At 70.9% G+C, this 18,623-nt stretch carries 23 protein-coding genes; 3 read left to right on the forward strand and 20 right to left on the reverse strand.

The annotated features are described in order from the left end of the window. Positions 1 to 760 precede the first annotated feature (760 nt). From ACZ7L9_RS36315 to ACZ7L9_RS36330, 4 genes are all read right to left on the reverse strand, one after another. Positions 761 to 1,003 (reverse strand): DUF6372 family protein, encoded by a 243-nt coding sequence (locus ACZ7L9_RS36315; protein ID WP_471421795.1) that lies wholly within the window; start codon positions 1,001 to 1,003, stop codon positions 761 to 763. Then, positions 1,000 to 1,452 carry a hypothetical protein gene (locus ACZ7L9_RS36320; RefSeq protein WP_471421796.1) on the reverse strand — a complete coding sequence of 151 codons (453 nt, stop codon included), beginning with the start codon at positions 1,450 to 1,452 and terminating at the stop codon, positions 1,000 to 1,002. The genes ACZ7L9_RS36315 and ACZ7L9_RS36320 overlap by 4 nt, the downstream gene beginning before the upstream one ends. Then, a complete protein-coding gene (locus ACZ7L9_RS36325) occupies positions 1,452 to 2,288 on the reverse strand; it encodes a ParA family protein (RefSeq protein WP_471421797.1) in 837 nt (278 codons plus the stop codon). The genes ACZ7L9_RS36320 and ACZ7L9_RS36325 overlap by 1 nt, the downstream gene beginning before the upstream one ends. Positions 2,289 to 2,482: 194 nt before the next feature. Continuing rightward, the gene (locus tag ACZ7L9_RS36330; RefSeq protein ID WP_471421798.1) at positions 2,483 to 3,166 is read right to left on the reverse strand and encodes a hypothetical protein; all 684 of its coding nucleotides are present in this window, start codon (positions 3,164 to 3,166) and stop codon (positions 2,483 to 2,485) included. A gap of 249 nt (positions 3,167 to 3,415) precedes the next feature. Between ACZ7L9_RS36330 and ACZ7L9_RS36335 the strand changes: the two genes are divergently transcribed. Both ACZ7L9_RS36335 and ACZ7L9_RS36340 read left to right on the forward strand, forming a co-directional pair. Further along, complete coding sequence (locus ACZ7L9_RS36335) at positions 3,416 to 4,393, forward strand: hypothetical protein (RefSeq protein WP_471421799.1); 978 nt, start codon at positions 3,416 to 3,418, stop codon at positions 4,391 to 4,393. A 104-nt stretch (positions 4,394 to 4,497) separates the two neighbouring features. Then, positions 4,498 to 4,722, forward strand: a complete 225-nt coding sequence (locus ACZ7L9_RS36340) for a hypothetical protein (protein WP_471421800.1) — start codon at positions 4,498 to 4,500, stop codon at positions 4,720 to 4,722. A 9-nt stretch (positions 4,723 to 4,731) separates the two neighbouring features. Here ACZ7L9_RS36340 and ACZ7L9_RS36345 read toward each other — a convergent pair whose 3' ends face one another. From ACZ7L9_RS36345 to ACZ7L9_RS36355, 3 genes are all read right to left on the reverse strand, one after another. Next, positions 4,732 to 5,256 (reverse strand): hypothetical protein, encoded by a 525-nt coding sequence (locus tag ACZ7L9_RS36345; RefSeq protein WP_471421801.1) that lies wholly within the window; start codon positions 5,254 to 5,256, stop codon positions 4,732 to 4,734. A 329-nt stretch (positions 5,257 to 5,585) separates the two neighbouring features. Next, positions 5,586 to 5,924 carry a DUF6225 family protein gene (locus ACZ7L9_RS36350; protein ID WP_471421802.1) on the reverse strand — a complete coding sequence of 113 codons (339 nt, stop codon included), beginning with the start codon at positions 5,922 to 5,924 and terminating at the stop codon, positions 5,586 to 5,588. Between the two features lie 36 nt (positions 5,925 to 5,960). After that, the gene (locus ACZ7L9_RS36355; protein WP_471421803.1) at positions 5,961 to 6,266 is read right to left on the reverse strand and encodes a hypothetical protein; all 306 of its coding nucleotides are present in this window, start codon (positions 6,264 to 6,266) and stop codon (positions 5,961 to 5,963) included. 302 nt (positions 6,267 to 6,568) lie between these two features. Here ACZ7L9_RS36355 and ACZ7L9_RS36360 point away from each other — a divergent pair, with 302 nt between their 5' ends. Next, positions 6,569 to 7,261 (forward strand): recombinase family protein, encoded by a 693-nt coding sequence (locus tag ACZ7L9_RS36360; protein WP_471421804.1) that lies wholly within the window; start codon positions 6,569 to 6,571, stop codon positions 7,259 to 7,261. Positions 7,262 to 7,771: 510 nt separating this feature from the next. Here the strand turns inward: ACZ7L9_RS36360 and mobF are convergent. The 13 genes from mobF to ACZ7L9_RS36425 form a co-directional block, all read right to left on the reverse strand. Next, a complete protein-coding gene (gene mobF, locus ACZ7L9_RS36365; protein ID WP_471421805.1) occupies positions 7,772 to 11,830 on the reverse strand; it encodes a MobF family relaxase in 4,059 nt (1,352 codons plus the stop codon). 387 nt (positions 11,831 to 12,217) lie between these two features. Then, the gene (locus ACZ7L9_RS36370; protein ID WP_471421806.1) at positions 12,218 to 12,493 is read right to left on the reverse strand and encodes a hypothetical protein; all 276 of its coding nucleotides are present in this window, start codon (positions 12,491 to 12,493) and stop codon (positions 12,218 to 12,220) included. Beyond that, the gene (locus ACZ7L9_RS36375; protein WP_471421807.1) at positions 12,490 to 12,777 is read right to left on the reverse strand and encodes a hypothetical protein; all 288 of its coding nucleotides are present in this window, start codon (positions 12,775 to 12,777) and stop codon (positions 12,490 to 12,492) included. Before ACZ7L9_RS36375 ends, ACZ7L9_RS36370 begins: the two co-directional genes overlap by 4 nt. Before the next feature lie 32 nt (positions 12,778 to 12,809). Then, complete coding sequence (locus tag ACZ7L9_RS36380; RefSeq protein ID WP_471421808.1) at positions 12,810 to 13,535, reverse strand: hypothetical protein; 726 nt, start codon at positions 13,533 to 13,535, stop codon at positions 12,810 to 12,812. 127 nt (positions 13,536 to 13,662) lie between these two features. Beyond that, the gene (locus ACZ7L9_RS36385; RefSeq protein WP_471421809.1) at positions 13,663 to 14,265 is read right to left on the reverse strand and encodes a hypothetical protein; all 603 of its coding nucleotides are present in this window, start codon (positions 14,263 to 14,265) and stop codon (positions 13,663 to 13,665) included. 91 nt (positions 14,266 to 14,356) lie between these two features. After that, positions 14,357 to 14,755 (reverse strand): RapZ C-terminal domain-containing protein, encoded by a 399-nt coding sequence (locus ACZ7L9_RS36390; protein WP_471421810.1) that lies wholly within the window; start codon positions 14,753 to 14,755, stop codon positions 14,357 to 14,359. A 1-nt stretch (position 14,756) separates the two neighbouring features. Then, positions 14,757 to 15,230 carry a hypothetical protein gene (locus ACZ7L9_RS36395; RefSeq protein WP_471421811.1) on the reverse strand — a complete coding sequence of 158 codons (474 nt, stop codon included), beginning with the start codon at positions 15,228 to 15,230 and terminating at the stop codon, positions 14,757 to 14,759. Positions 15,231 to 15,360: 130 nt separating this feature from the next. Next, positions 15,361 to 15,831 carry a transcriptional regulator gene (locus tag ACZ7L9_RS36400; RefSeq protein ID WP_471421812.1) on the reverse strand — a complete coding sequence of 157 codons (471 nt, stop codon included), beginning with the start codon at positions 15,829 to 15,831 and terminating at the stop codon, positions 15,361 to 15,363. A 529-nt stretch (positions 15,832 to 16,360) separates the two neighbouring features. Next, complete coding sequence (locus tag ACZ7L9_RS36405; protein WP_471421813.1) at positions 16,361 to 16,804, reverse strand: hypothetical protein; 444 nt, start codon at positions 16,802 to 16,804, stop codon at positions 16,361 to 16,363. Beyond that, entirely contained in the window at positions 16,801 to 16,968 is a 168-nt protein-coding gene (locus tag ACZ7L9_RS36410) for a pRL2-8 (RefSeq protein ID WP_471421814.1), read from the reverse strand. The genes ACZ7L9_RS36405 and ACZ7L9_RS36410 overlap by 4 nt, the downstream gene beginning before the upstream one ends. A gap of 12 nt (positions 16,969 to 16,980) precedes the next feature. After that, a complete protein-coding gene (locus ACZ7L9_RS36415; RefSeq protein WP_471421815.1) occupies positions 16,981 to 17,502 on the reverse strand; it encodes a hypothetical protein in 522 nt (173 codons plus the stop codon). A 70-nt stretch (positions 17,503 to 17,572) separates the two neighbouring features. After that, positions 17,573 to 17,821 carry a hypothetical protein gene (locus tag ACZ7L9_RS36420; RefSeq protein WP_471421816.1) on the reverse strand — a complete coding sequence of 83 codons (249 nt, stop codon included), beginning with the start codon at positions 17,819 to 17,821 and terminating at the stop codon, positions 17,573 to 17,575. Positions 17,822 to 17,941: 120 nt separating this feature from the next. Then, the gene (locus tag ACZ7L9_RS36425) at positions 17,942 to 18,316 is read right to left on the reverse strand and encodes a hypothetical protein (RefSeq protein ID WP_471421817.1); all 375 of its coding nucleotides are present in this window, start codon (positions 18,314 to 18,316) and stop codon (positions 17,942 to 17,944) included. Between the last annotated feature and the right edge of the window lie 307 nt (positions 18,317 to 18,623).

Genomic DNA, 18,623 nt, shown 5'->3' on the forward strand with positions numbered 1-18,623 from the left:
TGGGGCGAGGGACGCTCTTGATAGGGACGCACACGAGGGACGCACTTGGGACGCAGTGCGTCCGGAGGGCCCAAAGAGCGTCCCTGGGACGCACTGCGTCCCTGCTGCGTCCCAGGTGCGTCCCTGCCCCTGACCTGCCACGTGCCCCATATGCGGCTTTTTTTGGGACGCAGGGACGCACTTGACCCCCTCATCTCTGTTGGAATGTCGAGGAAGAGAAGAGAAGAAGAGGGAGAGGGGGGAGCCATCAGAGATGACGGGTAATAGTGCGTCCCTGCGTCCCAACTCCTGTCCGCGTGATCAACGGAAAGTGATCATCTTCGAGCTGCACCCGGCGACGAACCGTCGCATCGAACACGCCGCCCCGCCTTTGGGTGGCTCAGAGCAGCCACGTCGTTGTTCAAGCGCGCTTCGCGGCCGGAAGGCAGAACGGACCTTCGTAGGCCGGGCCGCAGCGCTCAGGCGGCCCGCACTGGCGTGGTGGGGCGGGTGACGTGCGGTAGGCCGCGGGCCGCGCCCGGCGACGGCCGGGAGGCCGGCCGCGGCCGGTTCGGCCGTCGTCGGTGAACGCGCGGCCCGCAAGGGGCCCGCACCCGGGGGTGCCAAGCGCGAACGCGCTTGTCCGTTCTACCTCTCCCCCCTCAGGGCGCGCCGCCGGGAGTGTCCCACCATTCAGAGGGCGTCCCACCAAGCCCTGGACGGCAGACCGCCCGCGTTCCCGCTTGCGGAAAAGCAGGCGAGAAGGCGGGCGGCAGGCTGGTCAGACGCAGAGCGGGGCGAGCGCGGTGTAGCAACTGATGCATACCGGCAGGGGGCCGCTGGTCTCGGCGCCGGTCTCGATACGGAGCAGCAGGCCGGGCTGGGCACCGGTCGTGCAGCCGGTGGTTCCGGGGCCGCGGTGGAAGATCGGGCACAGGCAGCGGCAGCCGCCGGGCCGGTCCTGTTCCCAGCCGAGGAGGACCGGCTGTCGCAGGGTGAGGATCGGTTCCTCGAATCCGTTCACGCGACGTCCCCGACGTGCTCGGGGCCGGGGTCCTCGACCTTGAGTCGCTTGAACAGGGCCTCCAGAGCCTGGTCCACGAGCGTCTGGGGGTTGAGGCCGGTCTGCTCGACCGCGACGGTCAGCCGCCGGTCGTTCGCGGCGAGGATGCGGACGGAGAGCATCTCGCGTTCTGGGCCGCGGGGCCGGCCCCGGCGCCGGGGGGCACGCCGGGGTGCTTTCGGCTCGGACGATTTGGGGGCACGGCCGTCGTCTCCGCCGTGCTCCTGGTCGTCGTTGTCGTCCGCAGCATCGCCAGCATTCCCGCTTGCGGAAGCGCCAGCGGCCCCATCGTCCCCGCCCCAGGAGTCAGGGTTGTCCCAGTCAGGTTCCTGGGCGCCGGACGGGTCGGCGGGGTCCTTCTCCCGCTTCTCCTGCTGGTTGTTCTTGGCCTTGTCGAGGAAGCTGGGCATCAGCTCCGTCCCTCCTTCAGGTGCGGCAGCGTGTGGAACAGGACCTCGCGGTACGCGGCGGTGAGGAGCTTGGCCTCGCGGCCGGGAGCGCTGGTGACCGGGGCGCAGGCCGTACGGCAGGTCTCGCGCACCGCGTAGTTCTTGATGACGGTCGGCAGGACCAGGTCACCGAAGTCCTCCTGGAGCCGGGTGTCCCAGTACCGGTGGATCTCACGGAACTCGCCGTCGCGGGGTACGAGGTTGCGGACGATCCCGGTCACCTCCAGCTGCTCGTTGAGGCCGCCGGGGATGTTGTAGTGCTCGATGGACTTCATGGCTTCCGTGGCGCCGGACCACCCGTCGTTGAGGAGGGTCGAGGGAATGAGGACCTTCCGCGCCGCGAGCAGGGCCGACCCGCCGATCTTGCCGCCAGCCCGGGGCGGCACGTCGAGGAACATGATGTCGACCATGTCGCGCAGCCCCCACAGCGCGCGCTTCAGCCGGAATTCCATCCCGGTGGCGGGGTCGGTCTCGCGGTTGCCGAATTCCCGCACGCACGGGAGCACGAAGACGTTCGACGGCCATTCCTTGCCAGCGCGCACCAGAACGTCCTGTGCGATCTCGGCGGGGTCCCGTGGTTTCTTCTGCCGGTCGACGTAGTAGATGTCGTTCACCGACCTCTTCGGATCCGTGATGCCGAGCTCGTCGGTGAGCGTGGACCGGGGATCGAGGTCCCCGGCACCGACCCGCAGGCCCAGCTCGGCGGCGACGGCGATGAGTCCCGCAGTCACCGACGTCTTGCCGACCCCGCCCTTCTCCGAGACCTCGGCGACGGTGTCGAGTCCTTCTACGGCCATCGGCCCTCCCTTCCATGTCAGGTAGGGCGAAGCCTGTCGAGCGGCGAGGCTAAGCGCAAGCCGGGTCGCACGCATTGCGGCCCGTAAAACCGCAAGCGAGAAAGCCAGCAGAAGAGCGAGAACATTTGCGCGCTATCTAGCTAGATTGGTCGCGATTGTGCAGGCAGGAGTGTTGCAGGATTGGTGGGAGGCAGTCAGCGGGTGGCGCGCTTGACCGCTGCGCGGACGATGTCGCCGGTGGTGACGACCTGGGCCTGAAGCTGGGCCTTCCGCAGTATCGCGTCGGCGTCCGGCCGGGGCGCCATCGCGGCGCACCACAGGTCGAGGATGGTCACGGCGCCGCGCCGTTCGGCCTCACGGAAGATGACCTCCGGGCCGTCTCCCCACCTGGTCTGCCACTCCCACAGCGCGGCGACTGCCGGCGCCGACGTCCAGTAGCAGCCGCGGGTGAGCTGGTCGGCGAGGCCGCCGGGGAGCTTGACGTACATCCGGCCGGTGAGGGTGGTGGGCTCGGAGCCGCTGCGCTGGTAGTGCTGCGGGCCGGTGCCGACCCGGCGGCCGGGCACCGCGGCCTCCTCGGCGGGGATGGGGTCGTACTCGCCGTCCATCTGTCGGCGCTTCAGCTCGGCGCGCACCTCGCGGGTCACCACCAGGTCGCGGGTCCCGGCGAGCTTGCCCCGCTCCCGGAGTCTGCGGAACTCCGTGCGGATCGTGCCGCGGGCCTGGCTCAGCGCCTTGCCCCGCAGGAACTGGATGCCGTACGCCTTCCGGGTTTCCTCCAGCCACTCCCGCTCGGCTTTCTTGCCGGCCTTCACCACCTCGTTCAGTGCGGTGAGGTCATCGGGCTCGACAGCAACCACGAAAGGCATCAGCGACATGGCGCGCAGTCTAGCTAGATACCCCGAGTCTCCAGTCGCCTTGCGCCTGCCCGTGCGCGCGTGCGATGGACGGTCTCATGAGTTCCACCGCGCTGGCTGAATAGCTAGCATTCCCGCTTGCTGTAAAGGTTCAAGCAAGCTAGATAACGCGCCCCTAAACGCGCAGGTCAACCCGCGTTTTTGGGTTGTTGCGGGAGTCCGTTGCGGGCCCTATCTTCGAGCCAAGCAAGCCGCGTCAAGGAGGTCGCAGTGCCGTCGTATGTCCCAGCGCTCCCCGATGTCACCCGCTACACCTGGTGGGGCGATGTCCCCGAGGGCCTGTTCACCAAGACCGACCTCGGCCAGCAGGGCCTCAAGCCCGGTTCGGACCCGGTGGGCCAGGTGCTCTACCACGGCAACAGTTACGCGCCGCTGTACGAAGGCGCCAAGGCTGTGCCGAAGAGGCCGTGTTCCCCCGCGCAGCGCGCTGTCCTCGACCGCGCCCGTGAGCTGCAGTACGTGTGCGGACGATGCGGCGACCGCCGCGACTACCCTCTCGGCAGCGGGCGATGGTGCGAGCCCTGCTCGTACGCCGCTGAGCTGTACGCCGCGCACGTGAAGGCCCAGAAGTTCGCCCGTGAGATCGTCAGCGACCCCGCCTCGACCCTCCTCGTCGTGGCGGCCGGCCCCGGCGAGTACGCGAAGCCGGAGACGGTCGCGGTCATCCGCGTCCACGACCAGGAGCTGCTGCACGAGGGCCCGGCCGGGACGTACGGCACACCGGAGCGCGGGGCGTTGCTCGACCGGCTCGATGCGCTCCTGGACGGGCGCCGCGTCGTCCACGAGACCGACCGAGGCCCGGTCAGCCGCTACCCGTCGATGCTCGTCACACCCCCCGGCCAGCACCTCACCAGCGAGCGCGACAACCTTCACGCGTGGCTGCGCCCGCACCGTGAGAGCCGCGAGAAGGCGGACTACGTCTCGCGGTTGTGGCGGGGCTGGTTCGCCTGGACGAGGGACGAGTGGTCCTCGATGGCGAGCGAACCCTGGGATCGGGAGCGCGGGGTGTGGGTCGCCTGGGACTGCACGGCGGGCGCCGCCGACGACGCCCGCGTCCAGGCCGTGCTCCTGCACCGGATCGCCGAGGGCACCGAGCCGGTGTGGGAGCGGGCCCGGTGGATCGAGGACGGCCACGGTGAGCCGGAACTTCCCCAACGCCGCCGCCAACGGACGACCACGGCGGCCTGACACCCCTTGCAACTCGCAGGGCCCGCGCCAGCACCGGCGCGGGCCTTCGCCGCACTGGATGGATTTCCGGTTGGACGGTGCAGATGCCTGGGATACTTCCGACCATGAATCAGCCGGGGGGAACGAGCGACAGGCCACGGGCACCGTGGTGGTACCGGGTGCCGACGGCCGCGGTCGGGCTCATTGCGTACGCCGTGGTGGGCCTCGTCATCTACACCGCCGTGTCGCAGTCCGCGCTCGCATGGGCCGGAGGCGGCCTGCTCGCCGCGCTGCTGGCCTCGGGCATCCAGGGAGCAGCCCAGCGGGCGCACGACGAGCGGAGCCAGTAGGCCGCCGGGTTACGCGGCCCGCATCGCCGCCGCAGCGGATTCGGCCGCCCATCCGCACAGCAGGTCGATGGCCGCGCCCGGGTTCCGGCGAGCGATGCCCCGAGCCATTCCGTCCCACGGCTGAGCAGCACGGGCTGGCGGCAGCCCGTCGATGTCGTCCGGCACTACGGGCGGCCAGAGCCGGGTCAGCCACAACCACGTGGCCAGCGGGGGATCGGTGGTGGTGGGCACGGCGGCGTCCGGGGCACTGTCGAGGCTGTGGGCCAGACGCTCGCCGACGACGACCACGGCCAGGTCCCGGACGTGGCCGGCGCCCCGCGCGCAGTGCTCGGCCAGGTCCGCCAGCGGCACGGCCTCGGGGGCGCGACCGGATCGGACGGCGAGCGCCTGGAGGACGATGGCGAGGACGCCGCGTATGCCGACGTAGTCCCAATGTCGATCGGTGCAGACGGCTGGGGGCTGAAGCACCGCGGCGACCCGCCCGGCGCGGGCCAGTGCTTGCACCCACTTGTCTGCCTCTCGGGGCGTGGACACAGTCAGTCCCCCCGCTGCGTCCCTGCACCGTGCCCGTACGAACGAGAGGTGGCGTCCGCTGCAGGCGGCTGCCACCCGAGGACACCTCGGGCACGCATGTCGGCGAGGGTGTCGACGTCGGGCTGGTACAGCGTGCCCCCGTCGAGGTCTGCGTCGGTCGCGTGAACACGGTGAGCCGCCGGGCCGGGACGGTTGTCTCCCGCGGGGTGGTCGTTGGGGCTGTGTGCGGCAGGGCCAGGTCCCAGGGGCCGGCGGCGGGTCGTCATCCCCGGATCGTACGTGTGACCGGCCAGGCCGTGATCCAAAGAAGTCGACGGGCGGAAACGGTCCTACTCGCTGTACTCGGGCACATGCCGCCCATCGTCCAGGCGCTTGTACGTGCCGGGCGGGTAGTCGGCGTTCAGCGTCAGGACCGGCCGACCGGTGCTGACATCGACGGTCCAGTCTCCGGAGCCGCCAGTCAGGATGAGCGGGGCTTCGTCGCCGATGCCGCACTCGGTGCTGGGACCGGTCGGGACAACCATCTCGATCGCGGTCGCATCGTCCAGTCCGGCGAGGAGCAGACGGAGTTCACCAACGGTCAGCGGGTCGGGGGCGTGCTGGTAGCGGTAGACCATGGCACGAGCGTGCCACGTGGTCGACCAGGGACCGGGGAAGCGCGCGAGCATTCCATTCCTCACCGGGGGCCAAAACGGTCGGGCGTCTCATCCGCGCGGCTGGACCTGTGGGTGGAGTGCCTGGATGGCCCGGCCGACCGGGCGGTCAGCTTCGGCGCGCTCGATGACCATGGCCATGATGCGACTCGGGGCGGTGACGGCGGCCGCGCCCGAGGCCATCACCCTGTTCGCGGAGGCTTCGACGTCTTCGGCGGCCCGAGCGGCCTCGCCGGCCTTCGCGGCGAGGTACCCCCAGCTGCCGCCCTGGAGAGCCTGGGAGCACGCCGAGACGCGGGCCAGCAGCGTGGTGTACGCCACGGCCAGCTTTTCCTCCTCAACCGTAGGGCCGGTCATACCTCCAGGCTACGACCCTCCGACCGGGGACCTCAGAAGGACGGCCAGTGGCTGGCGACCGCTCGGAGAGAAGTCCCGGAGCGTAGCCGGGTGCTGCCGCTGAGCCGATCAGAGCAGGAGATGGAAACGGTCGTTTGCGCCCCCGCCCGAGACTGAGCTGTGCAACAACCGATCGGTTGATGGACGCTCTGGCCGGAGGCTCGGATCTACCTCCTGCGGGTGAGTCCGACTGTCCAATAAGTGTGTTCAGAAACTCTGAATGTCCAACAAGTACCGCACCCCCATTTCTGTACAGTGATCACATGACGACACCTTCCCAGTGGGCAGAGAGCGGCGACGATGTCCTGGCCGCGTTCCCCGCGAACACCACCGGCGTGCTGATCGGCTACGCCCGGGTCTCCACGAAGGGCCAGCTCCTCGACCGGCAGATCGCCGCCCTGGAGAACGCCGACTGCGTCCGGGTCTTCTCCGACAAGCTGTCCGGCAAGAACGCCGAGCGCCCCGAGTTGTGGAAGGCGCTCGACTACGCGCGCCCCGGGGACACCATCGTGGTCCCCTCGCTCGACCGGCTCGGCCGATCCATCCAGGACCTCATCGCGATCGTCAGCGGCCTGCGCAAGCGCGGCATCGGTTTCCAGTCGCTGCACGAGTCGCTGGACACCACCACACCCGGCGGCCGGCTGGTGTTCCACGTCTTCGCCGCACTCGCCGAGTTCATCCGTGAGCTGATCGTCCAGGGCACGGTCGAGGGGCTGGCGGAAGCCCGCGCTCGTGGCGAGCGCATCGGCCGCCCGCCGGCGATGAGCGCAGAGCAGATCCGCCACGCCCGCGCGATGCTCTCGGACCCGGACGCGTCGATCACCTCCATCGCGAAGCTGCTCGGGATCTCCCGCACGACGCTCTACAAGTACGTGCCGGAGCTGAAGGCCGGGGGACGGCCCGTCGTGGGCGGCGCGACCCCCACGGCGGCGCTGGAGGCCGCTGAGAGCCACTGAGAGCGCCACAGGGCACCAACAGGGCCCCGGAAGTCGTCCACGGACGGCCCCGGGGCCCTCCGGCGTTCCTCGACCGCGCACGCGCGCGCCCGCGTTGGACGGTCCAGAAAGTCCAGAAACCTCGCGCGCGCCGGCGTCACGGCGAGCACGACCAGGAGCACGACGACGTCGACGCTCTGAGGGGCTGTTGAGGATGGGGCTTCTCACGGTCTCCGGTTCCCAGGGGTCCCGTAGAGAAGTAGTCGGCGCGCCGGAGCGACGACGCCGCCCCTTGACCGCCCAGCTCAGCGCCACACGACGACGGCGGCCGCCACCGCGTGGAGGCCAGTTGTAAGGCAAGCCGTAGGGCCAGTTGTAAGGCCACTTGTAGAGCAAGTTGTAAGGCAAGTTGTAGGGCAAGTTGTAAGGCAAGTTGTAGGGCAAGCCCGCGAGCGAGGACCAAGGTATCGACACTCCGGTGTCGATACGGCCTGACCCACGGGCGTCCACCGCCGCGCTCGGGTGCCCCGGTCAGCGCCTCTGCTTCGGCCCAGACTGGCCTTGCGTCGGCGGCCGGTAGGAAGGGCTGCTCTGGTGCACGACACGGGCACTCTGCTGTGCCTGAGCCTTCTGCAGGTCCGCGCGGGCTTTCACCTCGGACTCGTGGAGCCTGGGGTGCTGTTCGGCGATCCGCTCGCGCAGCTGCTTCTCGGTGCGGGCGTCCTTGGCGGTGGCCCGGTACATGGCGGCGTTTTCCCGCGCCGTGGTCGCCTGGCCGTGGTACCGGGCAACCCGCTTCTCGTCGCCGGTGTCCTTCTGCTGGGCACGGGCGGGCACCTTCGTCTCGCGCATCTCGGCGAGCCGGGTCGCGAGGGTGTCGACGTGCGGGGCCTGGCGCTCGGTGGCACCGAGGACGGTGACGTACGGGCTGTCCCGCAGGACCTTCCACGCGTCCGCGGCGGCCTGCCGGGCGGCGACCCGGGCGTCGGCGCCCTCGCGCCACGCGGCTGCCCGGTCCGCCTCTGCCTGCTTGGTCAGCTGAGTGTGTTCCTTGCGGGAGGTGCCCGCCATGCGCAGCGCGAAGCGGCTCTTGCCGTCAGCGGCCCCGAGGACCCGAAGGTGTTCGTCGGCGGTCGCGGCGACCTCGGCGGCCGCCTTCTCCCGGGCCTGCTCGACACGGGCGGCGGCCAGGTGCTCGTCGGCCTGGTCCAGCAGCACGTAGATGGGCGCCACCTCGATCTGGCCCAGGCTGGTTCCGCCGGCCTCCGCCTCGGCGATCTCCTGGAGCAGCGCTCGCTCGGATTCCTCGGCGGCGGCCGCGGCCCGGTCCTCGTGCCGGGCGTCGACGGGCCCGGTCGCGATGAGTTTGGTCAGCTCCTGGTCGGTGTGGCCGCCGTACGGGCGCTGGCTCCACGCCCGTGTCCCGGCCAGCTCCCGTTCCTCGCGCATCTCGACCAGGCGCCGCTCCTGCTCGTCGCTCAGCCGGTACTCGCGCGGCTGGGCCTCGTCGTGGCGTGGGTCGTGGCGTGTGACCGACCTTGCGCGGGCGGCCTTGGAAATGACCGTGCGCGTCGGCGACGGCACAACGGCCGGGGCCGGCGGCTCGTGCAGGAGGTCGGAGACCATGCTGTCCGGCCGCGACTGCCCCAGGAACCGGGCGTAGGCGTCGACGGCGCGCTCCAGGCGCTCCTTCTCGGTACGGGCGTCACCGAGCCGGGCCCGGGTGTCCTCGCTCTCGATGACCGCGAGCGGCAGCCACAGGTGGTTGGCCTTCCTGCCTCGGGTCAGGCCCGGGTACGCCGCGTGGGCGTTGGCTCCGTGCCCGTACATCAGGGACGTGTCACAGGTCATCCCCTGCGAGGCGGCGATCGTCATCGCGTACCCCAGCGACAGGGCACCGGAGGCGACTTGGTCCGGCGTCAGCCACGCGGACACGTAGGCGTCGTCCTGGCCGCGCTCGCGGGTGCGCCACGTGATCTCGACCCGGCCGTCGTCGGCGAGCTGGCTGACGACGGCTCGGTACCCGTTCAGCAGGTCTGGCCCTGCACCGCGCCTCGACCTGTAGTCGTTGACGCGGACCCGTACGGCGTCGCCTTCGGCGAGGGTGAGCCGGTCCCCGCCGGGCAGCGCGTAGGTCCGTTCGTCACCGAGTTCGCCGGCGGCGCGGCGGATCTGCTGTGCCCCCAGGTTCAAGGCGTCGACGTCGGCGTTGCGGGCGGCGAGGACCACCAGCTCGTCCAGGAGGTCGTGGGTGTCGGGCCAGCGGTCGCGCCGGAGCTCGTCCCACGTCGTGAGGATCTGGGAGCGGGCCTCGTCCGCCGACTCGGTGGGGTGGACACGGCCGCGGTCGGCGAGCAGCCGGAGCGCCTGGTCGTGGTCGCCGGTCCGCCACACTTCCAGCGCGTGCCGTTCGGCGGCGTCCTCCTGGCGGCGGTTCTCGTGCAGGGTGAGCCCGCCGACCAGCCGGTGGGTTTCCTTGAACCAGCCGCCGGCCCCGATCGCCTGGAGCTGGAGTGGGTCGCCGATGCCGATGATCTGCGTCCCGGTGCGGGCCGCCTCGCGCATCAGGACCTCGGCCGCCCGATCGTCCACCATCGTGGCCTCGTCCACGACCAGGACGTCGACGCCGGTGAGCCCGCTCCCAGTACGGATCCGCTGGAGCCAGGCCGCGACCGTACGCGCCGGAATCCCGGACGCCTGGTTGAGCTGCTGGGAAGCCACGGCGCTCAGGCACGCACCCGCGTACGTGGTGCCGGTCGCGTCCCACCCGATTCGGCACGCCTCCATCAGCGTGCTCTTGCCCGCCCCGGCGACGCCGACGACGGTGTCGATGCCGTGCCCGCCGGTCAGCAGCCGGGTTACCGCCGCGCGCTGTTCCTCGGACAGTTCGAAGCCGACCGCGACCTGGAAGACGTCGACGGCGGCCGCCGACTGATCGGGGGTCAGCGCGATGCGGCCTTCGCCGTGCCGGGCGAGCGCCTGGTCCCGTACGTACGCCTCGGCGTCGAGGATGTCCTGGGTGGTGTAGCGGGCGGTCGACGTCATGACGTTGGACCCGTAGTCCGGCACGCGGACCGCGTACCCGGCCACGTCCAGGACGTCGTCGACGAGCTCGTCCAGGCGGCCGACCTCGTCGGCGCCCAGGCCGTACGGCAGGGCGTTGCCGACCGCCGCGAGCAGCTGCGCGCGGCTGAACGTCTTCGCGCTCGCGGTGAGCCCGGTCTCGGGGTGGAACACGATCTGGGCGAGGTCGGACGGCGGGGGAATCAGCGGCCCGCCGGAGCCGTCGGCGGCGGGGCCGCTATCCGGGCCGGGCGGTCCGGGGGCGGCGGCCGCGACCATCGCGTCGACGTCGACCCCGGCCTCCTCGGCGCGCTGCCGCCAGCTCTCCCGCATCGCCGACGCGTCACCGCGGTGCTTGGCGCGCAGGGTCTCAGCGGCGGCACGGTCGCGCTCCTGACGCCCGGCCTCGTCCCCGGCGAGATCCACGATCCGCCCGTGGCGGCGGGAGAACAGGTCCCGAACCGGCTCGGGGATCCCGTCGACCTCCCAGGCGCCGGTGCGCTCGGCCTGCTGCCGGCGCACACCGAACCGCTGGTAGGTCAGTGAACGGACCCGGGCTTTGAAGTAGGCGTCGGCGCTGGCCGCGTGCCGGTGCAGGTCCTGCCCTGAGTTGGCGATCGACCGCCACTCGCCGTCCTCGCACAGGGCCATGTTGGCGATCGTGACGTGGAGGTGGAGGTGCGGGTCGCCGGGCAGCCCGTCACCCATCGGCCGGGCCGCCTGGTGCTCCACGGACCACGCGAGGAGACCGCCCGTGGCGAGCCGGACTGGCTGCCCGTCTTCGGAGCCGACCGCGTACCCGACCCAGCGCTCGACCTCCCGGATCGTGTCGCGCGCGGCTTCGTGCACCAGGTCGCGGTACTCCCGCTCGTCCAGGTCGGACATGAGCCCCGGCAGGGTGCTGTCCGACTTGGTGAGGTCGAGCATCAGATCCCAGCCGCGGACCCGGTCATCGACCCGCTGGTCCGCGTGCTCCCGCGCTTCGGCCAGCTCGGTCTCGCCGTAGATGTCGTCCAGCGAGAGGCCGGCGGCGCGGGCGAGCTTGTGCAGGGTCGTCACCTGCATCCGGTGCCGGTCGCCGAACCGGTGGACCATCCGATGCTGCTGGGCCAGCACCTTCTGCTGCTTCGGCTTGCCCTCCAGCAGACCGGCGCCCGTCACACCCTTCTCCTCGGCGGCGGCCTCGATCGCCTCGACCAGCCGCGCGGTCGTCAGCTTCGCGGCCGGGTGCGCGCGGGCCGACGTCTGTGTACGGATCAGCCGGGCGCCGGTCTCTGGGTGGCAGCCGCTCATGAGCCGCCGGGCGGCCTGCTTGCCCTCCTTGTCCAGCACAGCGCCGGCGGTCAGCCCGACCTCCGCGAGACCGCTGCCCATCCACACGAGCGGGGAGTCCGTCTCCTCCCGCAGCCGGTACTCCAGCGCCGGGTCGGCCACCTCCTGGACGACGTCGTCGGCCGCCACGACCGAGCACCCGGCCTGCTCCCGCAGCCGGTACTCGACCTGCTCGTCGTCACGGATCGCTGTCACCCAGGCCACCGGCCACCCCCGTTCGTGCTGCCCCGTCAGCGAGGCTTGTGCGCTTGTGCGTTCCCGGCGTGCCGGGGTTCCCCGACAGGGGAACCCCCTTCGTGCTTCCCCTGTTTTTGATCTTGACCGGAACGGTCAGTGTCGACTGGGTCGGCGTGGCCGGGGTCCATCACCGTACGGCCGGATCCGCCGCTCACCAAAAGGCTGCTCAGCCAGAGAACGGCCAGCTACGACAACCGGCAGTTGTCGCCGGGCGATGCGGAGGCTCGCCGCAGATCCTCCGGGCTCAGCCGCTGTGCTCATGTCTGTGCGGGCGGCGACGTACGCTCAGACGGAAGCGACCCCCGGCACTTACCCTGCCGGGGGTCGCTTCGGTGGTACGGAGGGTCAGGGCCCGGCGATGAGCCAGAGGATCAGCACCGCGTCCAGGCCGACGTTGAACCGGTAGACGACGGAGATCCCCCGCCCGCCGGTCTCCTCGGGCAGTAGCTCGATGACCCACGACGTCGAACGGGGGTCGGCGTCGGGCAGACCGCGGGCCCGCTCGGAGTCCGGGTCCTCCTCAAGGAACCGGCGGACGGATTCGACGGCCGCCTGCTCGCTCGGGCTGAGATCGGCCCGCAGTAACTTCTCGGCGGCGTCGCTGAGGAAGGCGTGGGTCACCGGGCGCCCGCCTCGTCCAGCTTGCGGCGCAGCTCGTCGGCAACGTCCTCAGTGCTGCGCATCAAGGCGGCCATCCCCTGCGGGTCGCACCGCAGCAGGACCCGGTGCCGGTACGCCTGGGTGATCTCGCGGACCCGGGTGAGGTCGTCCAGGTCCGCGTCCGCCAGCTCCCCCTCGAACTTGTCGGCGTCGCCGGGGATGCCCCAGACGCGCAGGGCGGCGCGCAGCTCGGCGAGCGTGCGCATCGGCGGTACGACGTCGTGGTGTTCGGGCTGTGCTGTCACGGCCTCTCCTTCGGTCGGTGGTGTCGAGTCTCCTACGCGTTCGCGCTCGGGACGGCCTCTTCGAGCGCCACGATGACGAGGGCGTGGTCGACCAGCCGGTGCTTCGGGATCTCGCCCCGGTCGGCCTTCTCCCGGAGTGCCGGCAGTTTGCCGAGCACGACGACCAGGAGGTCGAGCAGTGCACCGAGGATGCGCGGCCGGGCCTCGGTGTACGCCTCCCACAGCTCCGACTCCGGCCGGGGTGCGGTGATGCGGTCCAGCTCCACGACGACCATGCGGTCCACCAGGTCCGCCCGCAGCTCGTCGGGCGCGATGGCCCCGGCAAGGATGACCGCCCGGCTGGGCTCCTGGGTGGTGACCGGGGTGTCGGTGTAGAGGGGGCGCCGCACCACCGTGCCGCCCGTCACCGCGTGGCACAGGCGGTCCGAGGCCTCCTCGGGGATGCGGGTGACGTTGTCGAACACGGCGACCGACGCGGCCCCTGCCGCCTGCCACGCCTCCTCGTTATGGGGGAGCCGGCCGAAGGGGACCACGGCCGGGTCCAGGAGGTGTGCGAGCATCCGGGCCGTCACGGACTTACCGCTGCACTGCTCGCCGGTCAGGAGCAGCACGGGGCGCGGGACGTCGGGGATCAGCCCGGTGACGAGCCAGGGGACGATGCGCGCCCACGATTCGTCCGTGACGTTCAGCAGCCCGCGCAGCTCGGTCAGCGTGCCTCCGCTGACGGGCGGGAGCGGTTCGGTGTTCGGGTGGTTCATGTCTGTCCTTCTGATCGGCCGGGGCCGCCGATCGGCCCCGGGGTCCGTCTGTCCAACGAGCAAGGTCACATCTTGTACGCGGCGATGGCGGCCGCAGCGTCGATCCCGGTGGTGCTGGTCGCCAAGGTCACCGGTCGCCGAGGAGCTGCGCGACCATCGGCCCGGCCTGCTCGTTGACCTGCCGGACGATCTCGTGGACTACCTGCTTGGCCTCCTCCACCAGGGCACGGCCCTCGGTGTGCTGCGGGGCGGGCAGGTCCCAGCCGGTGGTGGGGACGAGGATGTGCGACACGGTCAGGACGGCGGGGCGGTCACCCTTGATCTCGGGCTCGTACGCGTGGCGGTACGTGTCGTCGCGGTCCGCGTAGTTGTACTCGGACGTCCAGTCCTGCCAGGGGTGGCGGGGGCGCCGGTCGCCGAGGAGGTCACTGTGCCGGAGCGGGACGGAGACCTTCAGCAGCAGGTCGCCGTTCTCGGTGAAGGCGGTGGTGACCGACTCCAGGTCGGGGCGCAGGTTGACGTACCCGATGAGGATCGGGGGCGTGGCGACCTCCCAGGCCGCCGCGGCGAACTCGTCGGCGGTCAGCGGGGTGCCGGGCTCCTCGTACTCGTGGAACTTCGCGGGCCGGTCGGTGATGTAGGCGCCGTAGCGGCTGTGGCCGTTGCTGGCCTGCTCGCGGTCGCCGCGCTCGTCAACGCGCAGGAGCGTGGTGGGTGTCCAGTCGGTCATTGGTGCGGTTTCCTCTCTGGAACGGTGCGGGGCCACCAGATTTGCGGCCCCGGGTCCATCTTGGTGTTCGGGTCGGACAGGGCGGGGCGATTCAGCGGGAGTGCACTCCGGAGGGCAGCAGCGGCTTGTCGACGTCGCGGTGTTCGATCGTCACCGTGTGGCCGGCGGCCGTCAGGATCTCGTGGCTCCGGCGGGCCAGACCGACCGAGCGGTGTCGGCCCCCGACGCATCCCCAGGCGATGACGACCTCGGCGGCCGGGGCGGTGTCCTCGATGAGGCCGAGCGCCAGGGCGACCGCGTTGAACGCCCACCGCTCGGCGCCCGGGGTGCTCAGGACGTGGTCGTACACCGGCTGGTCGAGGCCCGTGAGGTTCTTCAGGTTCTCGTCGTGGAACGGGTTCCGGAGCTGGGCCCGGAGGTCGTAGGTGAACTCGGCGACGGGCGGGGTGCCGTGGCCGTAGCCGAAGGAAACGATGCGGATCGACGTCATGTCAGCTCTCCTCGAAGCGGGCGATGGCGCAGGACCGGCAGAGCGGCATCTGCCGGTGGTCGGTGTCCTCGGGGTACAGGGCGGTGCTGAACGGGTCCGGCATCACGACGACGTCGGACTTGGTCTGTCCGCACTCCTCACAGACCAGGAGCGGCTGCAGGAGCCCGAGGGCCTGGTCGATCCGCTCACCGGTGCTGTCCTGGGCATACGCCTGGGCCTCGTCCAGCAGCTCGACGACGTGGTCGATGTCGTCGTGGTCGACCTCGGTGATGGAAACGGTGATGGTGCCGATCACGTCGGCGATGGCCTTCAGGACGCCGTTCTCCTGGTTGCGCAGCGCCCGGAGAGCGGCTGCGTGCGGGGCCACGTCCTCGGTGCGGGTGGCCGCGTCGCGGATCCGGTCCAGACCCACCTGGACGATGGCGAGGGCCGCCTCCAGCTCCTGGTCGAGCGTCATCTTCGGCGTGCTGGTCACGAAGGGGTTCCTCTCGGGTTGAGCGGGCGGGCGCCGAGCGGCGCCCGCCCCTGCTGGGTGATCTTGGGGAGTGCCCCGGGCCGGATTCGATCCGGCACCCTCACGGCGTTGCCGGGGCGGGTCTGACCTGCTAGAGGGCTGCGATAAGGAGTGCGGCGACGCCGAGGAACAGGTGGTGGAACGACTGGTCGAGGGCGTAGGCCCCGGTGCCCATGTGCGCGGCGGGCTTCCCGTTGGCCTGCACCGGGTGGGCCGGGTGGGCTCCGGTGCCGAGGTTGTAGAACTCGGCCTGCCCCAGGACCTTGGCAAGGCGGGCGAGGGTGCTGCGGCGGTCCGCCCACCAGTGGGTCGCGGCGTCGATGCCGAGGCCGGCCACCATGCCCAGGACCGTGACGTGGAGGTCGAGGACCAGGACCACTGCGGTGAGCAGGATCCCCTTCGTGACGGTCAGTCCGAGGACGTGGCGGGCGTCTGCGAGGCGCCCGACCCATCCCGGCTGGCCCTTGTGCGCGGCCTGGCAAGAGGTCTGGACCCAGTGGTCACCCACGCTGTGCCCGATGAACAGTGCGACGAACACGGCGGCGAAGACTGCTGCGGTCATGATGACTGGTCTCCTCTAGTTCAAGCTGTCATTTCCGCTTGCTTTCTCGCTTGCGGTAATTCGAGTATGCAGACTCCGAGTCTGCATGTCTACTGATTCGCAGACTCAGAGTCTGCATGATGGGTGTTTCTGCTGGTCAGTGCCCTAAAAAAATCTCTCGCACGTTGTCGGGCGGGTCTGCTCTCCCGGTGCGTTCCGGGCGTGATCCGGCTCTCAGGACGCTCTCTCGGTGGTGGGACGCTCCTGTCGGGGCGCTCCGGAGAGGGGGAAGGTAAAGCGGACAAGCGCGTTCGCGCTTGGCACCCCCGGGTGCGGGCCCCTTGCGGGCCGCGCGTTCACCGGCGACGGCCGAACCGGCCGCGGGGCGGCCTCCCGGCCGTCGCCGGGCGCGGCCCGCGGCCTACCGCACCTCACCCGCACCACCACGCCCATGCGGCCCGCCTGAAGCGCCACGGCCCGGCGGGCCCCCTTCTGCCACCCAAAGCGGGGGCGGGCAGGTGTGTGGTGCGAGGACGTTGCCGGGCGCGGGTCAGCTCCGGGCGTTCGCCTCGCGGCAGGGACGGCAGGGCGGGTCGTAGATCGTGCCGCGCCCGGTGTTGCCAGAGCCGCCGCACTCGGTGCACCCGGCGTCGGCGCCGGGGTCGAGACCCCAGGAGTGCCCGCACGTCGTGCACCTCGCGCAGTCGGCGGAGTCGTCGGTGCCGGGGATCGGCAGGCCGAACTCCTCGGCGCCGGCGGTCTTGCAGAGCGGGCAGGTGATGACGACGGCCAGCGCGGTCCGGCACCCCTCGCAGGTGACCGTCCACACGTACCCGTCGCGGACCAGGCGGTCGACGACGGGCATCGGGTAGACGGCGCAGGCCAGGGTGAAGTGCTGGCGGTCGCCCGCGTACCGGGCCGCGTGGACAGTGCCGCCCGGTTCGATGGCGCGGCGCCGGTGGGTCTCGTACGTCGGCTTGAGCACGGCCGTCACCGCCCGACGATCATGTTGCCGTGGCCGTTGAGCATGTGGTCCACGCACGCCGGGCAGTCCTCGCGGGGCTTGAGGTGCTTGTGCGCCTCGCGCGAGGCGTACGCGTGGTACCAGCACTGCCTGCATTCGCCCTTCGGCGGGTTCTGGGCCTTCTGGCTTGCCATCACTGTCTCCGATCAGCGGTTGAAAGTGGTGTTGGACCGGCCGAAGCCGCGGTTGTTGTTCGTGACTCGGTTCGTGACGTACGTGCGGTTCTCGACCGTCGTGCGGCTCATCGCGGCGGGCGCGACCTTCCAGGCGACGATCCCGATGGCCAGCCACACCAGGGCCCCGGCACCGAGTCCGGCGAACGCGCTGACCACCTGGCCGACGCCCCAGCCGGTGCCGGCCGCGAGTACGCCGCTGGCCGCGAGGCACTGGGCGCGCGGGTCGAGGACGGGCCGCGGGGAGAGGTCGCGGGACGGCGTCGGCTGCATGACCGGGGCGGCGGACCGGCGCATCGGGACCATCTGCCCGTACGCGTCCGGCACCCAGACCACCGGGTCGTTCTCGGCGTACGCCTGCTCCTCGACGAGCCGGGGCGGGCCGAACTTCCAGAGCTGGGGGGCCTGGTGCGGGGTGACGTCGATGTCGTACGGACGGTACGGCTGCACCGTGGCCTCGGTGCTCGGGATGTAGGGAGCGCGGTCGGTGCTCACGGTGGCAACCTCGGTTTTCTCGTTCGAGCGGGGAGGGGCCGGCCCCCGGGGATCCCGGGGGCCGGGTCGGTCAGTCCTGCGTGGTGCGGTACTTCTTCGTGCGCTTGGCGACGTGGTCGCGGGAGAAGGCGGTGGCCTCGGCTGCGTCGAGTTGGAGGGCCTCGCCCTTGTCCAGCTCGGCCGCGATGGCCTGCCACATCACCTCGTCGGCCGCGGCCTTGGCCTTCTCCGCGTCCTCGTGCGCCTGGTCGCGGGTCTTCTTCAATTCGGCGATGCGCGCCTTGGCGGCGGCGCGGGTCTCGTTGTCGGGGCGGGGCATTTCTGGCTCCGTTTCGGTGTCGGGGATGATGTGGCTCCCCCCGCTGCACTTGCGGAGCGGGATCGGGGCCCGTGGCGGCCGGCGGACCTTGGCCGGGATGGCGGCCGCCACGGGGCGTCCCTACTTCGGGGGGACCTTCGGGTGGGGCACCGTGGCCTCGGCGGCTTCGGCGATGTCCTGCAGGACCACGGCCATGGCGGTGGCAGCATCCTCCAGGCTGTCGGTGAGGGACGCGCAACCGAGGGCATCGGCACGGGCCTTGAGAGCTGTCAGGTAGTGCCACCCGTCGTGCATGTCGTCGTGCAAGGCGATCAGGCCGGGCTGGAAGGCGTAGAAGTCGTCGAGCCGGGCGGCGCCCCGGGCGTGCGTGCGGGCCCGGTCGGCAAAGGCGTTGAACGAGTTCTCGGCGATGACCTCACGGACGTCCTCGGCGGACTCGTAGGCCCAGGACCTGCCCATGAGCCTCATGAAGATCCGGGCGATGGCGTTCGGCACGATGGTCTCCTGTCTGCTTTTTCGCTGGCGGATTTGCTGTCGACTTCGCAGGCGGTCAGCGGATGACAGCCGCGGCCACGATCAGCCCGATGGCCGCGAGGCTCATGACGAGCCAGGTGAGGATCTCCCAGGTGGACTCACGCACGATGTCTCTCCCTTTACTGCTTGCCGTCCGGGGCTCCGGCCTGTCCGGGCCCGCTCTGCCGCCCCCAGCCTTCGGGCTGGGGACGACAGAGCAGACCGGGTCAGACCATGTCGCGGAACTCAGAGGTCATGTCGCTGACATACGAGAGGTGGCCAGCGGCCT

The organism is Streptomyces sp. NPDC111516 (assembly GCF_055635345.1).

Coding starts and splice junctions, on each gene's coding strand:
- ACZ7L9_RS36320 (WP_471421796.1), bottom strand. CDS start 1,452: ATGCCCAGCTTCCTCGACAAGGCCAAGAACAACCAGCAGGAGAAGCGG.
- ACZ7L9_RS36325 (WP_471421797.1), bottom strand. CDS start 2,288: ATGGCCGTAGAAGGACTCGACACCGTCGCCGAGGTCTCGGAGAAGGGC.
- ACZ7L9_RS36330 (WP_471421798.1), bottom strand. CDS start 3,166: ATGTCGCTGATGCCTTTCGTGGTTGCTGTCGAGCCCGATGACCTCACC.
- ACZ7L9_RS36340 (WP_471421800.1), top strand. CDS start 4,498: ATGAATCAGCCGGGGGGAACGAGCGACAGGCCACGGGCACCGTGGTGG.
- ACZ7L9_RS36350 (WP_471421802.1), bottom strand. CDS start 5,924: ATGCTCGCGCGCTTCCCCGGTCCCTGGTCGACCACGTGGCACGCTCGT.
- ACZ7L9_RS36355 (WP_471421803.1), bottom strand. CDS start 6,266: ATGACCGGCCCTACGGTTGAGGAGGAAAAGCTGGCCGTGGCGTACACC.
- ACZ7L9_RS36360 (WP_471421804.1), top strand. CDS start 6,569: ATGACGACACCTTCCCAGTGGGCAGAGAGCGGCGACGATGTCCTGGCC.
- ACZ7L9_RS36380 (WP_471421808.1), bottom strand. CDS start 13,535: ATGAACCACCCGAACACCGAACCGCTCCCGCCCGTCAGCGGAGGCACG.
- ACZ7L9_RS36385 (WP_471421809.1), bottom strand. CDS start 14,265: ATGACCGACTGGACACCCACCACGCTCCTGCGCGTTGACGAGCGCGGC.
- ACZ7L9_RS36390 (WP_471421810.1), bottom strand. CDS start 14,755: ATGACGTCGATCCGCATCGTTTCCTTCGGCTACGGCCACGGCACCCCG.
- ACZ7L9_RS36400 (WP_471421812.1), bottom strand. CDS start 15,831: ATGACCGCAGCAGTCTTCGCCGCCGTGTTCGTCGCACTGTTCATCGGG.
- ACZ7L9_RS36410 (WP_471421814.1), bottom strand. CDS start 16,968: ATGGCAAGCCAGAAGGCCCAGAACCCGCCGAAGGGCGAATGCAGGCAG.
- ACZ7L9_RS36420 (WP_471421816.1), bottom strand. CDS start 17,821: ATGCCCCGCCCCGACAACGAGACCCGCGCCGCCGCCAAGGCGCGCATC.